The sequence below is a fragment of the Sorangium sp. So ce128 genome (genome assembly GCF_051525245.1).
GTDB classification, from domain to species: Bacteria; Myxococcota_A; Polyangia; order Polyangiales; family Polyangiaceae; genus Sorangium; species Sorangium cellulosum_B.
Genome location: NZ_CP150313.1, coordinates 10,683,119 through 10,706,104 on the forward strand (window position 1 = coordinate 10,683,119; position 22,986 = coordinate 10,706,104).

Here is a 22,986-nt window from a genome sequence, read left to right on the forward strand (position 1 = left end):
GCGCGCCCCGCTCCTCCTCACGGATCATCCTCCACCCACAGCCTCGGCCCGTCGTCCCGCCCCGGCGCCTTCTGCCCGACCAGCACCGCCCCGACCCAGACCGCCTTCGCCGGCTCCCCCGTATCGCCCGGCTGCGCCCCCAGCAGCGACAGCCGCACCACGCGCTCCCCCGGCGCCAGGTCGTCGCCCAGCCGGATCACCGCGCGCCCCACCCCGTCCGTGCCGCGCTTCTCCGTCGCCGCTTCCCACAGCGTCGCGCGCGTCAGGTCGCCGCCGCGGCCCGCCAGCACGCCGTCCGGGATCGTCACCCGCCGGAAGAACGCCGCCTCCCGCGACGCCGGCTTCGCGCCCTCGAGCCGGTACCGGATCCGGTAGTCCGCGTTCTCCCCGGGCGTCACCACGAACAGCACCAGGTGCAGCGTCTCGCCCGCCTCCTGCTCGAACTCGTACGTCATCGGCCGGCCGCGCGTCAGCTCGAACACGTCGCGCCGGCGCACGATCGCCCCGCCGTTCGCCGGCGGCGCGTCCGTGTACGCCACCCCCGTCTCGCCCAGCCCCTCGACCTCGACCCGCCGCGCGCCCGCCGGCGCCGCCACCCGCAGCGACCCCGACAGCGCCACGATCGGCTCCTTCAGCGCCACCTCGCCGTCCACGCGCACCGCCACCTCCTTGCCCAGCGACGCGCGCGCGGCCCGGTAGATCACCGACAGCCGCCCGGCCCGCGCCCCCGCCCCGTCCACCCGCACGTCCTTCGCCACGAGCAGCGGCGTCCACGCGTCGCCCGGCGACGGCTCCCCCGCCGACTGCCACGCCGGCATCAGCAGCCGCCGGCGCACCGGCGCGTGCTCCGGGACGAGCACCCGCTCCGGCCGATCCGCGTTCGACCTCGCGCCCTCCCCCGCCCGCTCGATCCGCACCTGCTCGCGCAGATCCGAGAAGCGCTCCTTCCGCTCCAGATCGTCGAGGTTGAACGCCCGGACGTCCGTCCACGTGCTCACGTCGAACGGCGCGTAGCGCCACGTCTCGTCCTCGGCCAGCGTGACCCGGTACGGCAGCCGGTACAGCGTCTCGTTCACGCCCGGCTCGATCGCGCGCAGCCGCAGGCGCGTCCTCGCGTCGCCCGTGATCTCGATCCGCTCCACCCCCACAGGCGGCCGGAGGATCGCGAGCCGCGGCTCGGACGCGTCGAACCCCTCGTTCCACCACTCGAACCGCGATCGCGGGAGCGTCACCTTGAGCTCGGCCCGCTCGGACGGCCCAGGACCCCACCGCGCCACCACCGTCGCGTCGCCCTGGTTCGCGCCTCCGATCGCGTCGATCTCGGTCCGGATCAGCAGCCCGAGGAGCTCTTGCCCGGGCGCCATCCGCGCGATCACCGGGTCGCTCGGATCCAGCGCCAGGTAGCGCACGATCCGCACGTCCGGCGGCGTCTGCAGCCGCGCCGGAGCCGCCTCCGCTCGCGCCACGGACGGCTCCGCGGCGGCCCCCGGCGCGAGCGCCCCCGGCGCGGCGCCGGGGCCGCCCGCGCCCGCGGGCGACGGCATCGCCGGGTGGACGATCTCGCCGATCTGCTGCATCGCCTGCGCCTCCGGCGCGCCGAACCGCACGCCGAAATCCGGGCCGACGCCGTCGATCACCACCGTCCGGATGTCCTCCCGCAGGAGCCGCACCGTGGCCCTCCCGAGCGGGCCGAGCTCGACGCTCGCGGACCCGCTCGCGCCGTCGGCGACCCGCACCGTGCGGCCCGGCGGGCCCTCGATGTCGAGCGACAGCGGGCCGCGGAAGTTCAGCGCGGCCGCGCGGCGCTCGCCGATCACGAACTCGGACGCGCCGCGCCCCTCGGCGCGCGGGTACGGCATCCGGAACCGCCGCAAGAGCAGGCGCGACATCTCGTAGTCGATCCCCTCGCGGCCCCCCGCCTCGAGCCGCCGCGCCCAGCCCCGGAGCAGCTCCTTCCGCGCCGGCTCCGGCAGGTCGGCGAAGCCGAGCGCCGACGCCCGGAGCCCGAGCTGCCGCCGCTCCTCCGCGTCGAGGCTCTGCTCGTAGACGGCGCGCGACGCCTCGCTGCGCTGGTAGCGCCCCTCCAGCCGGGACAGGATCGTCAGCTCGCTCGGCACGCGCGCGCCGTCGCCGCCGTCGCTCCCCACCGCGGGCTTCGCCCGGAGCCGCACCTGCCCGCCCTGCGGGAGCACGTCGTGCGTGATGAGCAGCGTCGAGCGCGGGTCCGTCACCGCGCCCCCGCCGCTCGCGAGCCGCGCCGCGTACTCGCCCTCGCCGAGCGGACGATCCGGATCGCAGCTGACCCGGCTCTCCAGATCGATCGCGTGCCGCGCGACCTCCTCCCCGCGCTCGTTCACGAACGCCGCGACGAACCCGTACGGGTAGCGCCGCGCCGAGTCGCAGGCGTCGACCCTCACGCTCCCCCAGGTCGTCACCTCCACCGCGTCGATCTCGGCCGGGACCTTGATCACGAGGTCCCGCTCCGGCTCGATGTGGTAGGCGAGGATCTCGTCCTCGGCCGGCAGCGCGCTGCCCAGCGGCGGCGCGCTCGACAGCTGCGAGAGCGCGAACGCCGTCACCCCGAGCAGCGCCATCGCGATCAGCCACCGCGGGTTCAGCGCCCTGCGCGGCGCGCCGTCGCGGGCGCGGAACCCCGCCGTCGCCAGGCGCGCCCGCGACGGCGGCCGCGCCGCGTGGGAGCGCGGCGGCGCGGGCGCCGCGCGACCCGCCGGCTCGCGGCGCTTCGCCGGGGCGGTCACGGGGCCCCCCGCTGCGGCGCCGCCCCGGGCCCGGCCGCATCGACCCGGAGCGCGCTCGTGCCGACGGTGACCGCGCGCCGCAGCCGCGAACCGCCGGGCACGGCCGCGCCCGGCACCGCGACGAGCGCGCCGTCGATCGGCAGCAGCTGCGCCTCCCCCGGCCGCGCCGCGATGACCCACGGGCGCCCCGTGATCACGTCGCGCCCGATCTCCACATGGCACTGCGCCTCGCGCCGCGGCGCGGCCGGCGCGCTCCCACGCAGCGCGGCCGCCGCCGCGGCGCGCGCCGCGGCCGCCAGCCCTGCCCGAGGCACGACCGCCACCGCTGCCCGCGACGCGTCCGACCCGGCACGCGTCGCGTCCGCCACCGCTGCCCGCGGCGCGTCCGCCTTCGCCGGCCCGGCCGTCGGCGTCGCCTGCGTCGCGAAGTGCGCCCTCAGGTAATACGGGTTCCGCTCGGTCGTGTAGCGCCGGAAGGGCTCTATCGCAGCGGAGAGATCGCACGCTGCGGTCACACCCCGGGTCGGGCAGAGCTCGTCCCCGCTCGCTCCTGCGCCGGCGCTCCCCGCGCAGGACGCGAGCGCCTGAGCCCGCGCGGCCACGTCGATCGGCTCGGGCGTCACGCCGAGCCGCGCGAGCCGCGCCTCGAGGCGCGTCTCCCCCTGCCCCGGCTCGACGAAGCGCCGGAGCTCGAAGAAGCGCCGGATCGCGCTGCCCAGGTACACGATCGCGAACCGCCCCTCGGCGAACCGCTTCGCGTAGGCCATCGCCATGTCCGTCGCGCCGCTGAACGGCACCTGCTCGCGCGTGCCGTCGAAGATCCCCACGCGCAGCTCGAGATCGCGCAGCGTCTCCAGCAGCGGCCCCGCGAACATCGGCACGTGCCCCGGCCGCACGACCTCGTACCCGAACGAGATCACCGCGTCCCGCTCGTAGGTCCGATCCGCCTCGATCGCCTGCACCGACAGCGCGTTGCCGCCGTCCCCGACCCAGACCTCGTGCGCCCGCTGGAAGTAGCTGCGCAGCCCCTCGGCGCGCCGCACGTCGGCGGCCCCGCTCGGCTCCGCCGTGGGCACCGCCCCGGCGAGCAGCAGCGACTGCGCCGAGAGCGCATCGGCGAGCGCGAGCCCCGCGCCGAACGCCCCGATCTGCCACCGCGGCGCGGGCACCTCGACGAGCATCGCGCCCGTCAGCGGCGACCTGACCGCCTCCGTCGAGGGCGCCGCGGGCAAGATGACGCTCGTCGACGCCGCTTGCGGCAACGCCGACGCATGAGCCAGCACGAGCCACGCCGGGTTCCCGCGCCGCTCCGGGCCGCCCTCGGCCGGCCCCGGCTCCGCGATGCCCCACGCCGCCGGCGCCGCGTCGGTGCCGCCGATGCGCACCTCCCGGAAGCCGAGGCGCCCGAGGATCGCCCGCTCCCACGCGGTCGGCGGCGCCGCGCCGGACGCGCCGCCGGGGCGCGTCGCCGCCGCGATCAGCCGCGGCGCCACCACGGCGTCGAACAGCCTGAGCTCCTCGAGCGACGGCGGGCGGAAGCGGCCCGGCTGGACCTCCGTCAACGACACCATCCGCTTCGCGAGCTCCTCCTCCAGCGTCCCGGTCCAGCGCACGGCCTCCGGCGCGCCGAGAGAGCGCGCGCCGACCGCCTCGGCGACCTCGCGCGGCACGTGCAAGCGCGGCGCGTCGCCGAGGGGCGTGGACGGCTCCGCCGCCGGGCGGAACGTCATCGCCGTCTCGGCGCCGAGCCCCAGGCCGATCGACACCACGGGCAGCCCCGCCGGCGAGCCGACCACGCTGAGCTCCGGCCCGTCGCCGCCGCCCGGCTCGACGAGGAGCACCTGGGGGTTCTCCATGGCGTCGATCATCGCGGCCACGAACGCCTCGTCGTGGCGCCGGAGCGCCCCGTGGCGCGACAGGAGCACGACCCCCGCCGCGTCGAGCAGCTCCGCGACCCGGAGCGCCACCGCCGGCAGCGCCGAGCCGAGCTCGGTGGGCGCCGCCAGCACCAGCCACTCGGGCGCGGACGTCGGGCTCCGGCCGACGCGCTTGCGGATCGCCGCCCGCGGCGCGCTCGGCGTGTCGTCCGGATCGTCGAACCGCGGGCTCAGCACGTACCACGGCCGCTCGCCGTCGCCCTCCCGCGCCACCGACACCCGCGCGCGCTCCGCCGCGCCGAGCAGCTCGTCCGCCGGCCGCCCGTCGCGCAGCACGCTGCGCGCGAGCCGGTGGGCGATCCGCCGCGACTCGATGTCGGCGGCGATCGCGGCCGCCCTCGGGCGCGGGCCGGGCCGCGGCGCCGTGTCCGCCAGCACGAGCGACAGCGCGGCGCTCTCGATGCGCGGCAGCGGCCTCGCCGCGGCCGCGGGCGGCGGCGGCGCGCCGCCCCAGCCGAGCGCCACGAGCGCGTAGCCGACGCCGTTGCCGACGAGGAACGCGGTGAGCGACACCTGGATCGTCGGCATGATCACGATGCCGACGTGCTCCTTGTTCCACATCTTCACGGCGAGCAGACTCGGGAGCAGGTAACCGAAGCCGAAGTAGTCGACCATCTGCAGCCCCGGCGCGTACCGCACCATGGCGAAACCGATCGCCATCTTCACGAAGAAGCCGAGCACGTACACGAAGATCATCCGCCGCGGCCCCACGAGCAGCATCCGCGAGAACGGGCGGACCGAGGTGATCCAGCGCGAGAGGTAGAAGACGACCAGCGCCTCGATCGTCGTCGTGAGCAGCTTCGTCGGCTCGTACCACGCCACGGCGAGCAGGCCGGGCACGAGGATGCCGTTGTAGTCCCACCCGTAGCGGACGTTGTTGCGCGCGCCGAGCAGCGCGCCGATGACCAGGATGATGTGGGCCTTCGGCAGCTCGAGGAACTCGAGCGACAGGCTCTCGTTGAGCACCTGGAAGCGCGAGACCGAGAGGTTCGTCGTCCGGAGCAGCACGCCGAGCACGAGCGCCGTCAGCGCCGTGACGAGCGCGAGCCGCGGCGCCGCGCGCAGGAGGCCGCTGTTCCAGAAGGCGTTCGCGATGAGCGGCACCAGCACGAGCCCGATGCTGTAGAGCTCCCGCGAGTGCACGAAGTCGTAGCGCGCCGAGACCTCGGGCACGACGAAGCCCTCGACGAAGAGCCGCACGATCACCGCGCCGACGATGAACAGGTAGAACCGCTCGCGCCCGAACGCCGTGGACCACGCGCCCGTCCGGGTGATCCAGCGGCCGATCAGCGCGACGAACAGGTACGTCACGATCGACTCCGCGACGATGAACACCGCGGTGACCGGGGCCGCGAAGAACACCGTCGCGAGGTAGCCGGGCACGACGAGCCCCGCGTACGTCCAGCCGAGCGTCTCGGTGAAGAACGTCCCGAAGACGAGGCCGATCAGGACCGCGGTGTGGAGGCTCCGATCGAGCCCGTTCGGTGGAAAGAGCGGCAGGTTCTCGAGCATGCGGCGGGACGGCGGCGGCGGGGCGGGTCGGCGCGCGCCGCCGCCCGGCGCGGTTGCCGGCGGGGGCGCGCTACGGCAGCGTGGTGGCCAGGCCGATCGCGCTCGGAGCGCCCCAGCCCGTCGGGTAGTCCCACCCGGGCCCCGCGGCAAAGAACTCCGTCTCGCCGCGCACGACGTCGCGGAACGTCGCCTGCACCGCGGGGGTCGTGTAGAGGATCGAGTTGAGGAACCCGGCGCGCGGCAGGCCCTGCGCGGCGCGGTAGCTGTTCACCACGGCGATGAGCCCCGCGAACGCGGGCGCCGAGAACGACGTCCCCCCGTACGTCCGCCACTCGCCGAGGTAGTAGACCCAGTACGGCCTCGGCGAGGTCGCGGCGTGCATGGCGACGTCCGCGACCGCCCGCTTGCCGCCGGATCCCTCGACGACCCCGACCTGCCAGGAGGGGATCGGGAACGAAAGCGTCGGGCCGGAGCCGGAGCCGGACCAGGCGCGCTCGTCCTCGACCTCGCCGTCCTCGTCGAGCGAGAGCGACGTCCCGCCGACCCCGGTCACGTACGGGCTCGCCGAGGGCGTGTCGGTCTGCGCCGAGTCGCCGGTCGCCGCGACCACGGTGATCCCGAGCGCCGCGGCCATCTGCGCCGAGCGGTGGTACTGGAGCCGCACGGCCGGCGGCTCGGAGTCCTCGCGGTGGGCGAACGAGTCCGTGATGACCGACACCTCGCCGCGGCCGATGGCCTCGTTGAACGTGTAGACCATCGACGTGTTGCGCGCGTCGGGGCCCTGGTACACCACGAGGTCCGCGCCCGGCGCGAGGCCGCCCGACCACGCCACGTCGAGCGTCGACTCCACATAGCGCGTCGAGACCGGCTCCATGGTCTGGACGACCAGCGGGTTCGCCCGCTCCACGCCGAGCGCCCGCCAGAACGACTGCAGGTCCTTGTACTTGAAGGTCGCGCCGATCGTGACCCCGAGCTTCACGCCCTCGCCGGTGAACCCGAGCTCGTAGAGATCGTCGACGTCGTACGCGCCCGCGATCTGCGCCGGGGTCAGCCCCCCCTCGACGCCGGCCGGCGGATCCGGCTCGATCTCCCCGGCCTCGCCCGGGAGCGGCCGGGTGCTCGCCGCGAGATCCGCGGTGATGATGCCGGTCGTGCGATCGGACACCCACGTCGGCACGGTGAGCTGGCCGAGGGCGCCGAAGACGTCGAAGGGCGGATTCCCCGCCTGAGGGTTCTCCCGCTCGAAGACCCGGAGCTCCGTGTCGAAGGTCTCGTTGAACTGGCTCACCGTGCCGGTGAACTGGATCAGCAGCCGGTTCGTGGCCGTGAAGTTCACCTGCATCCCCTGCTCCTCGAGCCAGAGCTTCACGAGGTGCACGTCGCGCTCCCGCGGCGCGTACGCCGCGATCCACTCGTCCCGGGTGAGGTACTGGCGGAACCGCGGGCCCGCCGGGTCGTAGATCTCGGCGATCCGCTGCTCGAGCAGCCCCGAGTTGCGGATGGGGAAGCCCATCAGCGCGCGGACCACCTCGTCGCCCCCGGCCACGCCCTTGTCGGTGTACACGCCCGGCAGCGGGCTCGGGATGCCGTCGGTGGCCTCGGTGGGCTCACGCTCCTCCTCGGTGAAGTCGGGCAGCTCGTCCGGCAGCTCCTCCCCACCGGCGCCGCCGGCCCCACCGCCGCCGCCCCCGGCCGCGCCGCCGCCGCCGCCCCCGGCCGCGCCGCCGCCGCCGCTCCCGGCCGCGCCGCTGCTGGCGCCGCCGCCTGCGCCCCCGCTGCCCGAAGAATCTGCGATCTGCACACCCGACTCGCAGCCACAGCCAGAGGCCGAGAAGGCCACGCTGCTGACCAAGCTGAGCAGACCAAGGACGGGCGCGGCACGAAGCACAGGTGAAGCACGGCGCATACGCACCAAGGATTCAAACCCCTTCCGACAGGCCGATCCAGCCGAATCGTCACAGCGCGCTGACGTCGCATCACACGTGCGCCGCCCGCAACACAACGCGCGTCGGCGGAGCGTTGGGAGCATCACGTCGCACCCTGTCGCGAACCGCTTCGCCGCGGCGCCGCGGCCCGGGATTCACCGCGGCGCCACGGCCAGGTCGGAGATCGCGGCGCACCGGAGGACGATAGAGGCGGGCGCAACGGCTGCGCCTGGGGCCCTAGGGAGCGACCTTCTCGTCGCACAGCCGATGTTTTTGGCGCGGCGGACCCGGGTGGACAATTGTATTGATTCGACCACGATGCGACGCTCAGGCTGCCCCGGGCGTCCCGCGCCCCCCTCGAGGGCCGCGGCCTTCAGCGATTATGGCGAAGACTTACCGTCCGCGGATCCCCAAGCCCTTTCGCATCCCGCGCCCGATGGCCGCGCAGGCGGAGGCGACGCGCTTCGGGTGGCTCACGCCTGACGTGCTCTCGATCGTCGCGGGGGCGCTGATCGCCGCCGTGGCGCCGCTCGATCGGCTCGACTACGTGGCGCGCGGCCTCACCGCGTCCGCGCTCGCCGACGCCGCGCCTTCCGCGCAGGTGCTGCTCGTCACGGCCTCGCCCGAGGCGCTGCGCGAAGGGCTCTGCGAGCGCTCGCTCCCCGGGCTGCTCGAGCGCGGGCGCGCGCGCGGCGCGCTGCTGATCCCCCCGGCCGACGCGTTCTGCGGCGGCGCCGCGAGCCGCGCGGGCGCCGCGAACGCCACGAGCGCCGCGGGCGCCGCGCCGGTCGTCCGGATGCCGCCCGAGCTGCTCCGCCTGAGCGCCGGCGATGTCGTCGGCTTCTTCCCGCTCGCGGCGGGGGAGCGCGCGCCGGAGCTCGGCGCGCTCGGCGTCTCGGCGGCGCCCTGGGTGCTCAAGAAGGCGCCGCAGAGCGTCCCGGCGGTCAGCCTGCGCGATCTGGCGGACGGCCAGGTCCCCGCGAGCGCGCTCGAGGGCCGCGTCGCCGTGGTCGCGGTGGGCGCCGGCGGCGTTGCGCCCCAGGCGGTCGCGACGTCGGCCCTGCCGCCGGCGAGGGGCGTCGCCGCGGTGCTCGGCGGGCTGCTCGACGGCGGCAGGCGCGCCTCGGCGCCGGCGTGGGTGCCGGCGCTGTTCGTGCTGCTCGCGGGCGGGCTCGTGTGGATCGCGCGCCGCCGCTACGGGAGCCTGGTCGCCACGGCCGCGCTGTTCCTCGGCGTGTTCGCGCTCGCGGCGGGGCAGGGCGTGCTCGCCGCGCGGGCCGAGGCGAGCCTCATCGCGCTGCCGAGCGCGCTGTTCGGCCTCGCGGTCGCGTTCGCGGGGGTCATGATCGTGCGCGGGCTCGTCGTCCAGCGCTCCGTCGATCGCGCGGCCGAGCTCATCCACCGCGCCGCGCTGTTCCGCATGCAGGGCGTCCACACGCTGCCGGACGAGGAGTTCTGGCCGCGCGTGGCGCGCCTCGCGGAGCAGGCGCACCCGGCCGATCTCGTGCTCGTCGCGGAGCTGCCCGCGGGGAGCTGGCACCTCCGGTTCTGGAACGATCGGCAGGGCGGCGGCGAGAGCCTCGTCGCCGAGCGCCGCAACGACGTCCGCCGCCCCCCGTACAGCAGCGAGCAGGGCGTGCCGGCGATCCGCCTCTCGCGCCGGTTCCTGACGAAGCAGGACATGCCGGCGGTCGTGGTCCCGCTCATCGCGTTCGGCGAGATCGAGGGGTACGTGTTCTTCTGCGGCCCGGTCGCCGAGCAGACGTTCTCGCGCGAGCCGGAGCGGGCCGAGCACGTCGGCCGCGAGCTCGCGCTGCTCCTGCGCAGGAAGCGCCTCGCGCGCACGGCGCAGGCCGGCGCGGGCGAGGCGCGCGGCGGCCGCTCGCCGGAGGACGACCTGGTCGAGGGCGCGCGCGTCGCGCTCGACGACCTCCAGCTCTTCGGGTCGCTGCTGCGCAGCGCGCCGGTCGGGCTGCTGTACGCCGACGCCTTCGGCGACGTCCGCTTCGTCGCGCCCGAGTTCGCGAAGTGGCTGCGGGCGCGCGACGTCACGGTGCCTGCGGAGAGCGCGAGCGCGGCGCTCCCGCCCGGCTCGCTCACGCTGGGCGACGTCCTCGGCGCCACGTCCGCGAGCGACGCTGCCGTGTCGCTCTCCAGCGTGATGGCGAGCGACGACGGCATCGAGCTGAGCGTCAGCGCGCCCGAGCCGGCCGTGCTCTCGGTGCGCCCGCTGCGGCGCGAGTCCGACGGCTCCTCGTGGATCGCGGGCTACGTCGCCGCGCTGATCCCCGTCCAGCAGGCGGCCCCGGTGTCCGACAACGTGCGGCCGCTCGCGGTGCGCGACGCCGCCGATCCGCTCTGCGCCTTCCAGCTCGGCGACGTCGTGGCCGATGCCGTCGCGAGCGCCGCCCGCGCGACGGGCCGGGCCGTGCGGCTCGAGCCCATCCGCAGCGCCACCCACGCCCTCGGCCACCGCGGCGAGCTCGGGCAGGTGCTCGAGGCGTTCCTCACCGACGTCGCGGGCCGCGGGCTCCCTGGCCACGGCCCCGTGGTGTCGGTGCGCGAGGCGCCCCAGGGCGTGCAGCTCTCGATCCTCGACGTCGGCTTCGGCCTGGGGCTGCCGGAGTCCGCGCTCCAGCGCGTGCTCACCGCCCCCGGCTCCGCGCCGGCCGGCCTCGAGCCGCTCGGCCGGCTGATCCTGGCGGTCGAGGACAGCCACGGTCACGCCGAGCTCAAGACCAACGACGGCTGGGGCATCACCCTCACCGTCACGCTCCTCAGGGCGCACCCGCGCGCGTTCGTTTCCGCGAACGAGGGCGGCAAGCCGGCCGCGCAGCAGAACGTCATCGCTATCGGAAGGGCGGGGCCGAAGTAGGCGCGGGCGCCGGGGCGTGGCGTGATCAGGTCGCGGGCACGACGGTGATCTCGCCGGTGGTGTAGAGCGCCGAGGTGTCCCAGGCGAGGCCTGGGGCGAGCGGCACGGCGATGTTCACGGCGGCGAACGTCCCCGCGAGGTCACCGCCCCAGCCCAGCAGGGCGATGGTGTCCCCGACCTGAAACGACACGGAGCTGTCGGCCGGCACGACCTCCAGCGCCCCATCGACGAGGAGGTCCCCGTCGACCTCGAGAAGCGGCGAGGGGCTCGATCCCCCGACGACGATCCTCAGGGTGGCCCCCGGCCCCTGGCTGTAGTTGCCGACGATGGCCGTCGCCGGGTGAGCCTCTCCGACCGAGAGCTCGCCCGACTGCGTGTTGGCGAGATCGCCCACGAAGCTGCCGGTCTCGAGGCGCCCGCCGGCGAAGTCGAGGTCGCCCTCCTCGACCTCCATGGCGCCCGCGACGAGGTCGCCGTCCTCGAGGCGCACGGAGGGCCCCAGGTAGGGATAGACGCCGACGACCTTCGGCGCGGTCCGGAGGAGGCCGCCGATGCTCACGAAGGCGTCCTTGCCGACCACGATCGACGGAGACCGATTGCCGCTGGCAAAGACGGTGACGTCGCCGCTGTTGAGCCATGACGCGTAGACGTCATTCACCTTGATGAAGGCCCCGCCGAGCTCGGAATGGATCTCGGTATCTTCCGTCACGAGGGTCCCGTACGCCCCGATGGCGAGCTCGCCATTTCCCTGCACCGTCCCCACGCGAAAGAGCCCCTGGTTGGTCCACGTACCACCCCAACCGCGCACGCTGGCCGCGGGGCTCATCAGAGCGTCTCGGTAGCCGATCCTGGCATTGATCGTGGAGACCTCGGCCCGGTCGATGTCCAGCGTGCCCAGGCTGTACATCCCCACGACGAACTCTCCTGTGCTCACCCACTTCGTCCCGGAGCCTGCCGCGGTCACGTGGCCGTTGCAGCTCGAGCAGCCCGACGCACCGCCGATGTAGACATTGTTCGAGAAGAAGCTCGCCCCTTGCTTGAGCTCGACGCTGCCCTGCGCCCTGAGGCCGACGTACGTATCCCCCAGGCTCGTCACGGTGGCGTCATACCCTTCGACGCGCAGGACCCCATGGTTCTGCGAGGATCGATCGCCCACCACGAGATCTTCGGTGAGCACCTCGGCGCCGCTCTGGACGATGAGCAGCCCATGACAATCATCGCCGCTGACGCAGATCTGGATGGATCCGCTGTTGGTCCACTTCGAGCCGTACCCGATGACCTGAACCGTGCCGTTGCGATCATTCCCCACCAATGCGCCCGCGCTGAACAGCTGCCCGCCGCTCGCGACGATCACCTCCCCGCTGGTGAAGGTGGGCTCCCAGGGGTTGCTCGCGCCGCCCACGCGGAGGGTGCCCGGCCCCAGATCCCACGGGTCGCTTGGGTTTTGGGGCGACACATCCCCCGTGATTGTCACGTATGCATGGGCTGTTCCCGCGGTGCCCAGCGACGCAGCCGCGAGCAGTGTCGATAGAGCATATCGAATATGCTTGTCCATAGATCGTACCCTCCGCCAATGGTCCAATGGTCATGAGAGCCCACCATCGCCCTGATGCCCCCGTGACCCGGGAGCGCCATGCGCGCGCAGTCCCCCACGATTAACTCTATAGGTGGGTCAGTCGACCATGGCAACACAATTTAGTAATTTAGTTGCATTTGGTCATTTGGTCATTTGGTCATTTGGTCATTTGGTCATTTGGTCATTTGGTCATTTGGTCATTTGTGCATTTGTGCATTTGTGCATTTTGATCCGGACGAGATGGTCCAGGCCGCAGAGAGCAGGCCGCGAGACTCCGCGGCTCCCACTGCCGGGAACCGCAGAATCAAGCACGGCTGGACTCCGAGCGACTGGCTCAATGGTCATGAGAGCCCGCCGTCGCCCTGACACCCCCGCGACGCGGGAGCGTCATGCACGCGCGGTCTCCCACGGTTGACTCTATAGATGGGCCAGTCGACTATGGCAACACAATTTAGTAAGCCGTCTCATCTTCACGCTTGGGGCGCTTGGGGCATTTGGGTCCGGACGGGACGGTCCAGGCCGCAGAGAGCAGGCCGGGGGCTCCCGCGGTTCCCCTGGCCGGGCACCGCGGGATCGCCGGAATGAGGGGACCGCCGAGGCGCCATAAGACGCCAAGATTCTTGTGTTTTTCTTGGCATTTTTGGCTCGCTTGGCGCGCTTGGCGGCTCCAAGGACCCCACCTTCGGCCAAAGTACCCCACCACCCATCGCCTCGCAGCCGGGGCGAAGCCCCCCGGACGTGTCCCACCGGGCGCCACGCGCGCCCCGCCCTGCTCCCGTCTAGCAACGGCGCTTCCAGCGCGAACCGGCTCGCCCGATCGATCTCACCCCCAGCGGAATCGGCTGCGGCTCATCCCGCTCTCCTCGAACGCAGGTGATGCCCGATGGTCCCCGCCGGTCACCGCGAACCCATACGGCGTGCGCCCCTCCGATGCCGCGCGCGGCCGAGACATTCACGCCGAGAATCGACGACGCGCCCTCCAGAGGAGGATCGCCGCGCGGCAGCGACCGACGCGGGACCCGTCAGCCGCTCCCTGCAGACGCGCTCTCTGCTCTGCGCGCGGGACGCGATGATGCCGAGACATGGAGCGCCGCATCACCAGAGGATGGCGGGCGATCCCTGCCCGGGGAGCCCTCCGGGCTTGCCGGACGGGTCACGCACCATTCGGCGATCTCCGGACGCAGGCCGCCCCGGTGTCCGACAACGTGCGGCCGCTCGCGGTGCGCGACGCCGCCGATCCGCTCTGCGCCTTCCAGCTCGGCGACGTCGTGGCCGACGCCGTCGCGAGCGCCGCCCGCGCGACGGGCCGGGCCGTGCGGCTCGAGCCCATCCGCGGCGCCACCCACGCCCTCGGCCACCGCGGCGAGCTCGGACAGGTGCTCGAGGCGTTCCTCACCGACGTCGCGGGCCGCGGGCTCCCTGGCCACGGCCCCGTGGTGTCGGTGCGCGAGGCGCCCCAGGGCGTGCAGCTCTCGATCCTCGACGTCGGCTTCGGCCTGGGGCTGCCGGAGTCCGCGCTCCAGCGCGTGCTCACCGCCCCTGGCTCCGCGCCGGCCGGCCTCGAGCCGCTCGGCCGGCTGATCCTGGCGGTCGAGGACAGCCACGGTCACGCCGAGCTCAAGACCAACGACGGCTGGGGCATCACCCGCGCGCGTTCGTTTCCGCGAACGAGGGCGGCAAGCCGGCCGCGCAGCAGAACGTCATCGCAATCGGCAAGGCGGGGCCGAAGTAGCGCCGACGAGCGGGGGACGAGCGCGCAGGTGATTGTTGTTGATGTCGTCCGCCGACCCGCACCTGGCTCTGGGGAGCTCGTTCCGCCGCTCGTACTCGTCATCGAACAGGATCTGGCTCCGCGCGTCGGGCTCGGAGCGGTTGGCCGGGTGCCGCCTCGCCTGCGGGGACTCCCGGTTGGTCACCCCGCTCGGCGGCTACACCTGAACCTGGTTCGCTATGATGTTGGCGGGCCGGGGGGCGTGGGCAGCGCCAACCCCCTGGCGGCACAGCTCGGTGCCACACCTCCCCCTCGCAGATATAACTGGTTGAATGCGCCACCTTTCACAGGCAGGCGAGCAAGGTTGCCGATGATCGTCGAAAGAGGGTATGCGCTCCTCGAGAAGATCGAGGAACACGCTGATTTCAGCTTGTTCCGCGCGTGCCGCGAGGGCGACGGTGTCCCGGTCTTGCTGAAAGTCCTGCGCGCGGAGAGAGCGACTCGCGCCGAGATCGCGCGCTTCAAGCACCAGTGCGAGCGCATCGCGCAGCTCGCCTCACCCCGCCTCGCCGCCCTGCGCGGCGTCGAGGAGCTCGCCGGCGCCCTGATTGTCGTTCTCGAGGACTTCCCGGGCCGCGATCTCGCGCGGGTCCTCGCCGCGCGCCCGTCGCGCAGAATGCCGCTCTGCGAGTCGCTCGATCTCACGGCCGCGCTCGCCGAAGGCCTCGCCGCCGTGCACGCGGCGGGGCTCATCCACCGCGATCTGCGCCCTCACAACGTGCTCGTCGGCGCATGCGGCGCGGTCAAGATGACGAGCTTCGGCGTCGACGCCGAGATCACCCGCGCGCACGAACGGCTCTACGCGTCGGCGGTGATCGCCGACGTGCTGCCCTACGTCTCCCCCGAGCAGACAGGCCGCATGAACCGCGGTGTCGACCACCGGACGGACCTCTACGCGCTCGGCGTCATCCTGTACCAGATGCTCACGGGCCAGCGCCCCTTCGAGGCCCTGGACCCGATGGAGCTCATCCACGCGCACCTCGCCCTCGCTCCCGCGCCGCCGTCCCGCGTCGACCCGACGATCCCCGAGGCCATCTCCGGCGTCGTGCTCAAGCTGCTCGCGAAGAACGCCGAGGACCGCTACCAGAGCGCCGAGGGCCTGCTCGCCGACCTCGATCGCTGCCGCGAGGCCCTGCCCCGCACGGGGACGATCGAGCCCTTCGCCGCGGGCCAGCGCGATCGCCAGGACCTGTTCCGGATCCACCAGAAGCTCTACGGCCGCGAGCACGATATCGAGGCGCTGACCGCCGCGTTCAAGCGCGCGCTCGAGGGCCGCCGCGAGAGCGTCCTCGTCTCCGGCTACTCCGGCATCGGCAAGTCCTCGCTCGTGCAGGAGATCTTGAAGCCGCTCGCGCGGCAGAAGGGCTATTTCACGAGCGGCAAGTACGACCAGTACAACCGTGACGCGCCCTACAGCGCGGTGATCCAGGCGTTCGACGGCCTGGTGCGGCAGCTCCTCACCGAGAGCGAGGCGCGCATCGAGCGCTGGCGGAGCGCGATCCTCGACGCGCTCGGGCCGAACGCGCAGGTCGTCTGCGACGTCATCCCCTCGCTCGGCCATGTGATCGGCGCGCAGCCGCCCGTGCCGGCGCTCGGCCCGCTCGAGGCGCAGAACCGCATGAGCCGGTGCTTCTTGCTGTTCGTCTCGGTGTTCGCGCGCAGCGCGCACCCGCTCGTCCTGTTCCTCGACGATCTCCAGTGGATCGACGCCGCGAGCCTCGGGCTGCTCCGCACGCTCGTCGCCGACGACTCGCTCGAGGCGCTCTTCTTCTGCGGCGCTTACCGCGACAACGAGGTGTCGCCCGGGCACCCGTTCGTCCGGGCCATCGAGGAGCTCAAGCACACAGGGATCGTCGTGCGCGACATCGTCCTCGCCCCGCTCGCGCGCTCGCACCTCCTCGAGATGCTCTCGGACAGCCTCAAGCGCGACGACTGCGGGCCGCTCGTCGATGCGGTGCAGAAGAAGACGGGCGGCAACCCGTTCTTCGTCAAGGAGTTCGTCCGGTCGCTGCACGTTCACGACGTGCTCACGTTCGCTGCCGGGTCAGGCTGGCGCTGGGATCTCGCCAGGATCGATGCGCTCGCGTACACGGACAATGTCGTCGACCTCATGGTGCGCGCCATCGCGCGCCTGCCGCCGGAGGCGGTGGAGGCGCTCAAGCTCGCCGCGGCGATCGGCAGCCGGTTCGAGCTCGACATGCTCGCCACGGTGAGCGAGTGCTCGCCGGAAGAGGTGTACGGCCGCCTCGATCCCGCCGTCGGCGAGGGGCTCGTGCTGGCCGTGCGCGACGGCTACCGCTTCGCCCATGACAAGGTCCAGGAGGGCGCCTACGCCATGATCCCGGAGGCGGACCGGCCCGCCTTCCACCTCCGGATCGGCCGGCTGCTCGCGGGCAAGCTGGACCTCTCCGAGAGCCAGAGCCTCTTCGACGTCGTCAGCCACCTGAACAGCGCAGGCGACCTCGTGTCGGACCCCGCGGAGCGCCTTTCCCTCGCCCGCATGAGCCTCGAGGCCGCCCGCCGCGCCGAGGACGCGTCCGCCTTCGGCGCGGCCCTGCGCTACCTGAAGCTCGGTTTTCTGCGCCTTCCGGAGGACGCCTGGACGTCGCAGTACCCGCTTCGCCTCGAGTACGGGATGAAGACGGGCCTCATGCTCTCGCTATCGGGCCAGCACGACGATGCCCTCGCGGTCCTCTCCGACTGCCTGGAGCGGGCCGCGAGCCGGCTCGATCGCACTGAGGTGTTGCGGCTCAAGATGAACGTGCAGGTGCTCAAGAATGATCTGCCCGCTGCGCTCGCGGAGGGACTCGCGGCCCTGCGCCCGTTCGGGCTCGACCTACCCCTGTTCCCCGACGAAGCCATGGTCGACGCCCAGATCCGGGCGACGATGGCGCTCGTCCGGGAAAAGACCCTGGAAGCGCTGCCAGACCTGCCGCCGCTCGCGGACCCGGAGATCCGCGCCATGCAGGATGTGCTCGAGGCGCTCTTCCTCCCCTGCGGGTTCTTGAGCCCCAACAACCGCGGCATCACGGTCGCGAAGCTCGTCGAGAACACGCTCCGCCACGGGCTATCGAAGCACGCGATGTTCGGCTGCATCAACTTCGGAACGTTCCTCTGCGGCCGCGGCGACATCGAGCTCGGCTACCACTTCGGCCGCGCCGCCATCAACCTTTCGGAGCGCTACCCGGACAAGAAGTCCGAAGCGATACTCCGCAACATGTGGGGCTCCTACGTGCAGCACTGGAGGGAGGGTTACCCCGCCTGCCAGAAGTCGCTGCTCGCGGGGATGCACGTCGGGCTCGAGACGGGCCAGTACATCTGGGCGTTCTACACCGCGGTCAACGCCGTGATGAACAGCCTCCTGCGCGGCCTCCCGCTCTCCGACCTCCTCGCCGAGGCGCAGAGCTACCAGCCGATATGCAAGCTCGACAGGGGCAACGCCATCTCCTGGATGGTCGATGCGGTCGTACAGATAGCGCACCAGCTCTCGGTCGAGACCGCGCACCCGGCCAAGCTCAAGGGCGCGTGGGTCGACATCGACGAGGTGCTCGAGGAGGCCCGCCGGATGGGCAACGTGGTCTCGCCTCCCTCCGCCCAGACGTACATCGTGATCCTCGGCGTCTTCCAGGGCGCGTTCGAGGAAGCGGCGCGCATTGCGCTCTCGATGGACGTCGAGATCCCGACCGTGGCGGGCTGGCTCGGCATCCCCGCGTGCCATTTCTACGCCGGCGTCGCGCTCACGCGGGCGGCGGACGTGGTCTCCCCGGACGAGCGCGCGCTCTTCCTCGCCCGCGCGGAGCTCTTTGCTGAAAAACTCTCGCGCTGGGCGGACCTCTGCCCGGAGAACATGGCGCACCGCAGCGCCCTGCTCGGCGCCGAGCTCGAGCGCGTCCGCGGCGACGCGCGCGCGGCGTGGGAGCGCTACGACGAGGCGATCGCCCTCGCGCAGCGCGGCGGCTATCTCCACGACGAGGCGCTCGCCAACGAGCTCGCCGGCCTTTCCTTCCGCGCGCTCGGCAAGACCACCATCGCCCGCGCCTACCTCACCGAGGCGCACAGGGCCTACGGCCGATGGGGCGCGACCGAGGCGATGCGGCGCCTCGAGCGCGCGTACCCCGACCTCGTCCCCGGCGAGATCCTCCGCGGCGCGACGCGTCCGGAGGCTGCCGCGGCCGCCACCACCGCGCTCGACCTCGGCTCGGTGCTCAAGGCCTCTCAGGCCATCTCGGGTGAGATCGTCCTCGACCGCCTGCTCGACGCGCTCATGCGCATCCTGGTAAAGAACGCCGGCGCGCAGCGGGGCTGCCTGCTCCTGGCCCGCGCCGAGACCCTGCTCCTGGCTGCCGAGGCGAGAGCGGAGGGGCCCCGGATCGAGGTGCGTATTCCCCACGAGCCCGAGGCCTCCCCTTCGGACCTGCCGGCACCCCTCCTCAACTACGTCCGGCGCAGTCGGGAGAAGGTGATCCTGGACGACGGGACGGCACGGAATCCCATCGTCGCCAGCAACCACCTCTATCGGTACCCCAAGTCCGCCCTCTGCCTGCCCATCCTGCGGCAGGCGGAGCTCGTGGGGCTGCTCTACATGGAAAACGACCTCATCGCAGGCGCGTTCACCCCGGAGCGGCTCTCGGTGCTGGAGCTGCTCTCCGCCCAGGCCGCCATCTCGATCGCCAATGCCACGCTCTACGCCGACCTGCTCCAGGAGAACAGCGAACGCCGGCGAGCGGAGCAGGCCGTGCGGGACAGCAAAGAGCTCCTCCAGTCGATCGTCGACAACTCGACAGCCGTCATCTACCTCAAGGATCTCGAGGGTCGCTACCTGATGATCAACCGGCGCTACGCCGAGCTGTTCCACGTCAGTGAACAAGCGATCGTCGGCCGGACCGACTACGATGTCTTTCCCAGGGAGAGGGCCGATGCCTACCGCGCCGTCGACCAGGAGGTGCTGGCCACCGGAACCGCGCTTCAGGCCGAGGAAGAGGCCCTCCAGGACGATGGGCTGCACACCTACATCTCGCTCAAGTATCCCCTGTGCAACGCGGCGGGGCAGCCTTATGCCATCTGCGGCATTTCCACCGACATCACCGAGCGCAAGCAGGCCGAGGCCGAGCGCCAGGCCCGCAAGACGGCCGAAGCCGCGAGCCGAGCGAAGACCGAGTTCCTGAGGAACATGAGCCACGAGCTGCGCACGCCGCTCAACGCCATCCTCGGCTACGCCCAGATCCTCAAGCACCCCCCGGATCTCGAAGACCGCCGGGCGGTGGGACTGAATACCATTCAGCAGAGCGGTCAGCACCTCTTGACCCTCATCAACGACCTTCTGGACCTGGCCAAGATCGAGGCGGGCAAGATCGAGCTCTACCCAGAGCCGATCCATCTCTTGACCTTCCTGACGGTCGTCGCCGACATCATCCGCGTCAGGGCGGAGCAGAAGAGCCTTTACTTCGTCTACGAGGTCACGCCCCACCTGCCGCAGGCGGTGCTGGCCGACAAGAAGCGCCTGCGCCAGGTGCTGCTCAACCTCCTGGGCAACGCGGTGAAATTCGCCGATCGGGGGCGGGTGCGCTTCGGGGTGCAGGTGCTGGCCCAGGACGAGACCGGGGCGCGCCTGCGCTTCGAGGTCGAGGATACCGGCGTCGGAATGACACCGGAGCAGCTGGCCAAGCTCTTCCAGCCTTTCGGGCGGGTAGGTGATGTGCGGCGCCGTCCGGGTACCGGCCTCGGGCTGATGATAAGCCGCCAGCTGGTGCACCTCATGGGCAGCGAGATCCACGTGGAAAGCCGGCCCGATGCAGGCAGCCGGTTCTGGTTTGACGCGGTCCTGCCGGTGGCCGAGATCGCAGCGCCCCTCCGGCCTTCCGAGCGGGTCGCCATCGGCTACGAGGGGCCGCGCCGGAAGGTGCTGGTCGCCGACGACGTGGTGGGCAATCGGGCGGTGCTCTCGGACCTGCTGAGCAGCCGGGGCTTCGAGGTCTACGAGGCGGCCAATGGCCAGGAGGCCATCGAGCAGGCGATGGCGGCGTCGCCGGATCTGGTGGTGATGGATCTGGCCATGCCGGTGATGGGCGGCCTGGAAGCCATCCATTGCATTCGTCGCGATCGCCAGGCTCGGGGGCTCGCGCGGCTGCCGTTCATCGTCGTCTCCGCGATCGCCAACGAGGAAGACCAGGCCGAGAGCGTCGCCGCCGGCGCCGACGCCTTCCTCAGCAAGCCGATCGACCAGGAAAGCCTGCTGCGGATCATCGGCGCCCAGCTCGGGCTCACCTGGGTCTATGCCAGACCGGCCGAGGATCAAGCCGGGGACGGGGGCGCCGCGGAGCTCGTGGCGCCTCCCCGGGAGGAGATGGAAGTCCTGCATGCCCTGGCCCTGGAGGGCAACATGCGCGACATCCGAAAGCGGGCGGCCTACCTGAGCACCCTGGGCGAGCGCTACCGCCCCTTCGCCGACCACCTGGATCGCCTCGCGCAGGACTACCAGTCCCAGGCGATCCTCCACCTGGTCGAGGAGCGCCTGCAGGGGGTCGAGCCGAAGCTGACGGTGGGGCTGGAGCTGCCGCGGCGCATGGAGGGCGGTCAGCGACCATGAGCAGCGCCACGGCACCCGGTCCGCGCACCCGCGTTATCCTGATCGTGGATGACGTGCCCGCCAATCTCGGCGTGCTGGTGGATAGTCTGGAATGCATAGGTCATCGCGTGCTCGTCGCTCAGGGCGGTGAAGAGGCTTTGAAGCGGGCCAGCCTCACGAGACCCGACCTGATCCTGCTGGACGTGGTGATGCCTGGCATCGACGGCTTCGAGACGTGCCGGCGCCTGAAAGAGGCGGAAAGAACTCGAGATATCCCGGTGCTCTTCATGACCTGTCTGACCGACGCGGCCGACAAGCTCGTGGGGTTCAGGGCGGGGGGCGTCGATTACATCACCAGGCCATTCGAGATCGGAGAGGTGATAGCACGGATCACGACCCACCTGAGCCTGCGCGAGGCGCAAAAGGAGCTCGAAGAGAAGAACGCGGAGCTGCAGCGTATCCATCAAGAGCTGGAGCAGCGGGTGCGAGAACGCACGGCCGAGCTGGCCAGCTCGAACGCCGCTCTCCGCGAGAGCCAGCATCTGCTCCAGGCCATCGTCGACAACACGGCCGCCGTCGTCTTCGCGAAGGACATCGAGGGCCGCTACATGCTCGTCAACCGCGGGTTCGAAGAGCTCTTCCAGATGCGCCGCGAGCAGGTCATCGGCAAGACCGACCACGACCTCTTCCCGCGCGAGCAGGCCGAGGAGTATCGCGCCAACGACTTGCTCGTCCTGCAGCAGGATCGGACCATGGAGCTCGACGAGGTGGCCCCCGAGCGCGACGGCGTACGCACGTACATATCTCTCAAGTTCCCACTCCGCGACCCCGCCGGCGAACCTGATGGCGTCTGCGGTATCTCGACCGAGATCACGAGCCGCAAGCACGCCGAGGACGTGCTGCGCCATTCCTACTCGCTCCTCGAGGCCACGCTCGAATCGACGGCGGACGGCATCCTGGTCGTCGACGGCGCGAGGCGCGTCGTGCGCCATAACCACAGGCTCGCGCAGATGTGGCGCATTCCCGCCGATGTCCTCGCCGGCGGATCGGCCGATGTGCTCCTCGCGTTCGTCGGCGGCCAGCTCCGCGAGCCCGAGCTGTTCCTGCAAAGCGTCCGTGACCTCTATGCCGATCCCGAGGCGAGCGCCTTCGATACGTTCCCGCTTCGGAACGAGCAGATCTTCGAGTGGTATACGCAGCCCCAGCGCCTCGGAGATCGCGTGGCCGGGCGGGTCTGGAGCTTCCGCGACATCACCGCGCGCGTACACGCCGAACAGCAGCGCGATCGGCTCCTCCTGGACGAGCGCCACGCGCGCACGGCGGCGGAGGAGGCCATCCGCCTGCGGGACGAGTTCCTCCTCATCGCCTCGCACGAGCTCCGCACGCCGGTCACCTCCCTGCAGCTCTCCATCCAATCGCTGGGGCAAAGGCTCGCGCGGGGCATGGACGCCGAGCGCGTGCGATCGGCGGTCGCCCTCTCCGGCCGCCAGATCAAACGCCTCTCCAACCTCGTCGACATGCTCCTCGATGTCTCCCGGATCCAGGCGGGGAGGCTCGAGCTGGACCGGGCGCCCGTCGATCTGCGCGAGCTGGTCGCCGAGATCGTCGCCCAGCTCGGCGACCAGCTCGCGCAGTCGGGCAGCGCGCTCGCCGTGCGCGCGGAGCAGCCGATCACCGGCTGGTGGGACCGGTACCGCCTGGAACAGGTCGTGACCAACCTCCTGACCAACGCCATCAAGTTCGGGGAACGCGCGCCGATCGAGATCACCATCACCGCGGAAGGCGGGGTCGCGCGGCTCTCGGTGGCCGACCACGGGCTCGGGATCCCGGCCGAGGTGCGGACGCAGCTCTTCGAGCGATTTCGCCGCGGCGTCTCGTCGCGGAATTATGGGGGGCTCGGGCTCGGCCTCTACATCACGCGCACCATCGTCGAGGCGCACGGCGGACGAATTCGCCTGTCGAGCGAGGTCGGCCAGGGCTCGACCTTCTGCGTCGAGCTGCCGCTCTCGACCGAGAGCGCAGCGAGCCACTCCACATAGCCGGAGCCGGTCACCGGTGGGGCCCTC

General features: G+C 72.0%; 8 protein-coding genes. 3 read left to right on the forward strand and 5 right to left on the reverse strand.

Features of this window, described 5'->3' with window-relative positions; translation table 11 throughout:
- Nucleotides 1–17 precede the first annotated feature (17 nt).
- The 3 genes from WME82_RS40525 to WME82_RS40535 form a co-directional block, all read right to left on the reverse strand.
- A complete protein-coding gene (locus WME82_RS40525; protein WP_438039686.1) occupies nt 18–2,759 on the reverse strand; it encodes a hypothetical protein in 2,742 nt (913 codons plus the stop codon).
- Nucleotides 2,756–6,208, reverse strand: a complete 3,453-nt coding sequence (locus tag WME82_RS40530) for a poly-gamma-glutamate biosynthesis protein PgsC/CapC (protein ID WP_438039687.1) — start codon at nt 6,206–6,208, stop codon at nt 2,756–2,758. Before WME82_RS40530 ends, WME82_RS40525 begins: the two co-directional genes overlap by 4 nt.
- Nucleotides 6,209–6,278: 70 nt before the next feature.
- The gene (locus WME82_RS40535; RefSeq protein ID WP_438039688.1) at nt 6,279–8,009 is read right to left on the reverse strand and encodes a S53 family peptidase; all 1,731 of its coding nucleotides are present in this window, start codon (nt 8,007–8,009) and stop codon (nt 6,279–6,281) included.
- 560 nt (nt 8,010–8,569) lie between these two features.
- On the opposite strand from WME82_RS40535, the gene WME82_RS40540 reads away from it, so the two are divergent.
- Nucleotides 8,570–11,008: a hypothetical protein gene (locus tag WME82_RS40540; protein WP_438039689.1), complete on the forward strand. Its 2,439-nt coding sequence runs from the start codon at nt 8,570–8,572 to the stop codon at nt 11,006–11,008.
- A 25-nt stretch (nt 11,009–11,033) separates the two neighbouring features.
- Here WME82_RS40540 and WME82_RS40545 read toward each other — a convergent pair whose 3' ends face one another.
- Both WME82_RS40545 and WME82_RS40550 read right to left on the reverse strand, forming a co-directional pair.
- Nucleotides 11,034–12,464, reverse strand: a complete 1,431-nt coding sequence (locus tag WME82_RS40545; protein ID WP_438039690.1) for a hypothetical protein — start codon at nt 12,462–12,464, stop codon at nt 11,034–11,036.
- A 1,142-nt stretch (nt 12,465–13,606) separates the two neighbouring features.
- Nucleotides 13,607–14,194, reverse strand: a complete 588-nt coding sequence (locus WME82_RS40550; protein WP_438039691.1) for a hypothetical protein — start codon at nt 14,192–14,194, stop codon at nt 13,607–13,609.
- Nucleotides 14,195–14,665: 471 nt separating this feature from the next.
- Here WME82_RS40550 and WME82_RS40555 point away from each other — a divergent pair, with 471 nt between their 5' ends.
- Both WME82_RS40555 and WME82_RS40560 read left to right on the forward strand, forming a co-directional pair.
- Nucleotides 14,666–20,941: an AAA family ATPase gene (locus tag WME82_RS40555; RefSeq protein WP_438039692.1), complete on the forward strand. Its 6,276-nt coding sequence runs from the start codon at nt 14,666–14,668 to the stop codon at nt 20,939–20,941.
- On the forward strand, nt 20,938–22,959 hold the full coding sequence (locus WME82_RS40560; RefSeq protein WP_438039693.1) for an ATP-binding protein: 2,022 nt from the start codon (nt 20,938–20,940) through the stop codon (nt 22,957–22,959). The genes WME82_RS40555 and WME82_RS40560 overlap by 4 nt, the downstream gene beginning before the upstream one ends.
- Nucleotides 22,960–22,986: the final 27 nt, after the last annotated feature.

Excerpts from the sequence above, each read along its gene's own strand:
- WME82_RS40540 (WP_438039689.1), top strand. The coding sequence starts at position 8,570 with ATGGCCGCGCAGGCGGAGGCGACGCGCTTCGGGTGGCTCACGCCTGAC.
- WME82_RS40530 (WP_438039687.1), bottom strand. The coding sequence starts at position 6,208 with ATGCTCGAGAACCTGCCGCTCTTTCCACCGAACGGGCTCGATCGGAGC.
- WME82_RS40555 (WP_438039692.1), top strand. The coding sequence starts at position 14,666 with ATGATCGTCGAAAGAGGGTATGCGCTCCTCGAGAAGATCGAGGAACAC.
- WME82_RS40560 (WP_438039693.1), top strand. The coding sequence starts at position 20,938 with ATGAGCAGCGCCACGGCACCCGGTCCGCGCACCCGCGTTATCCTGATC.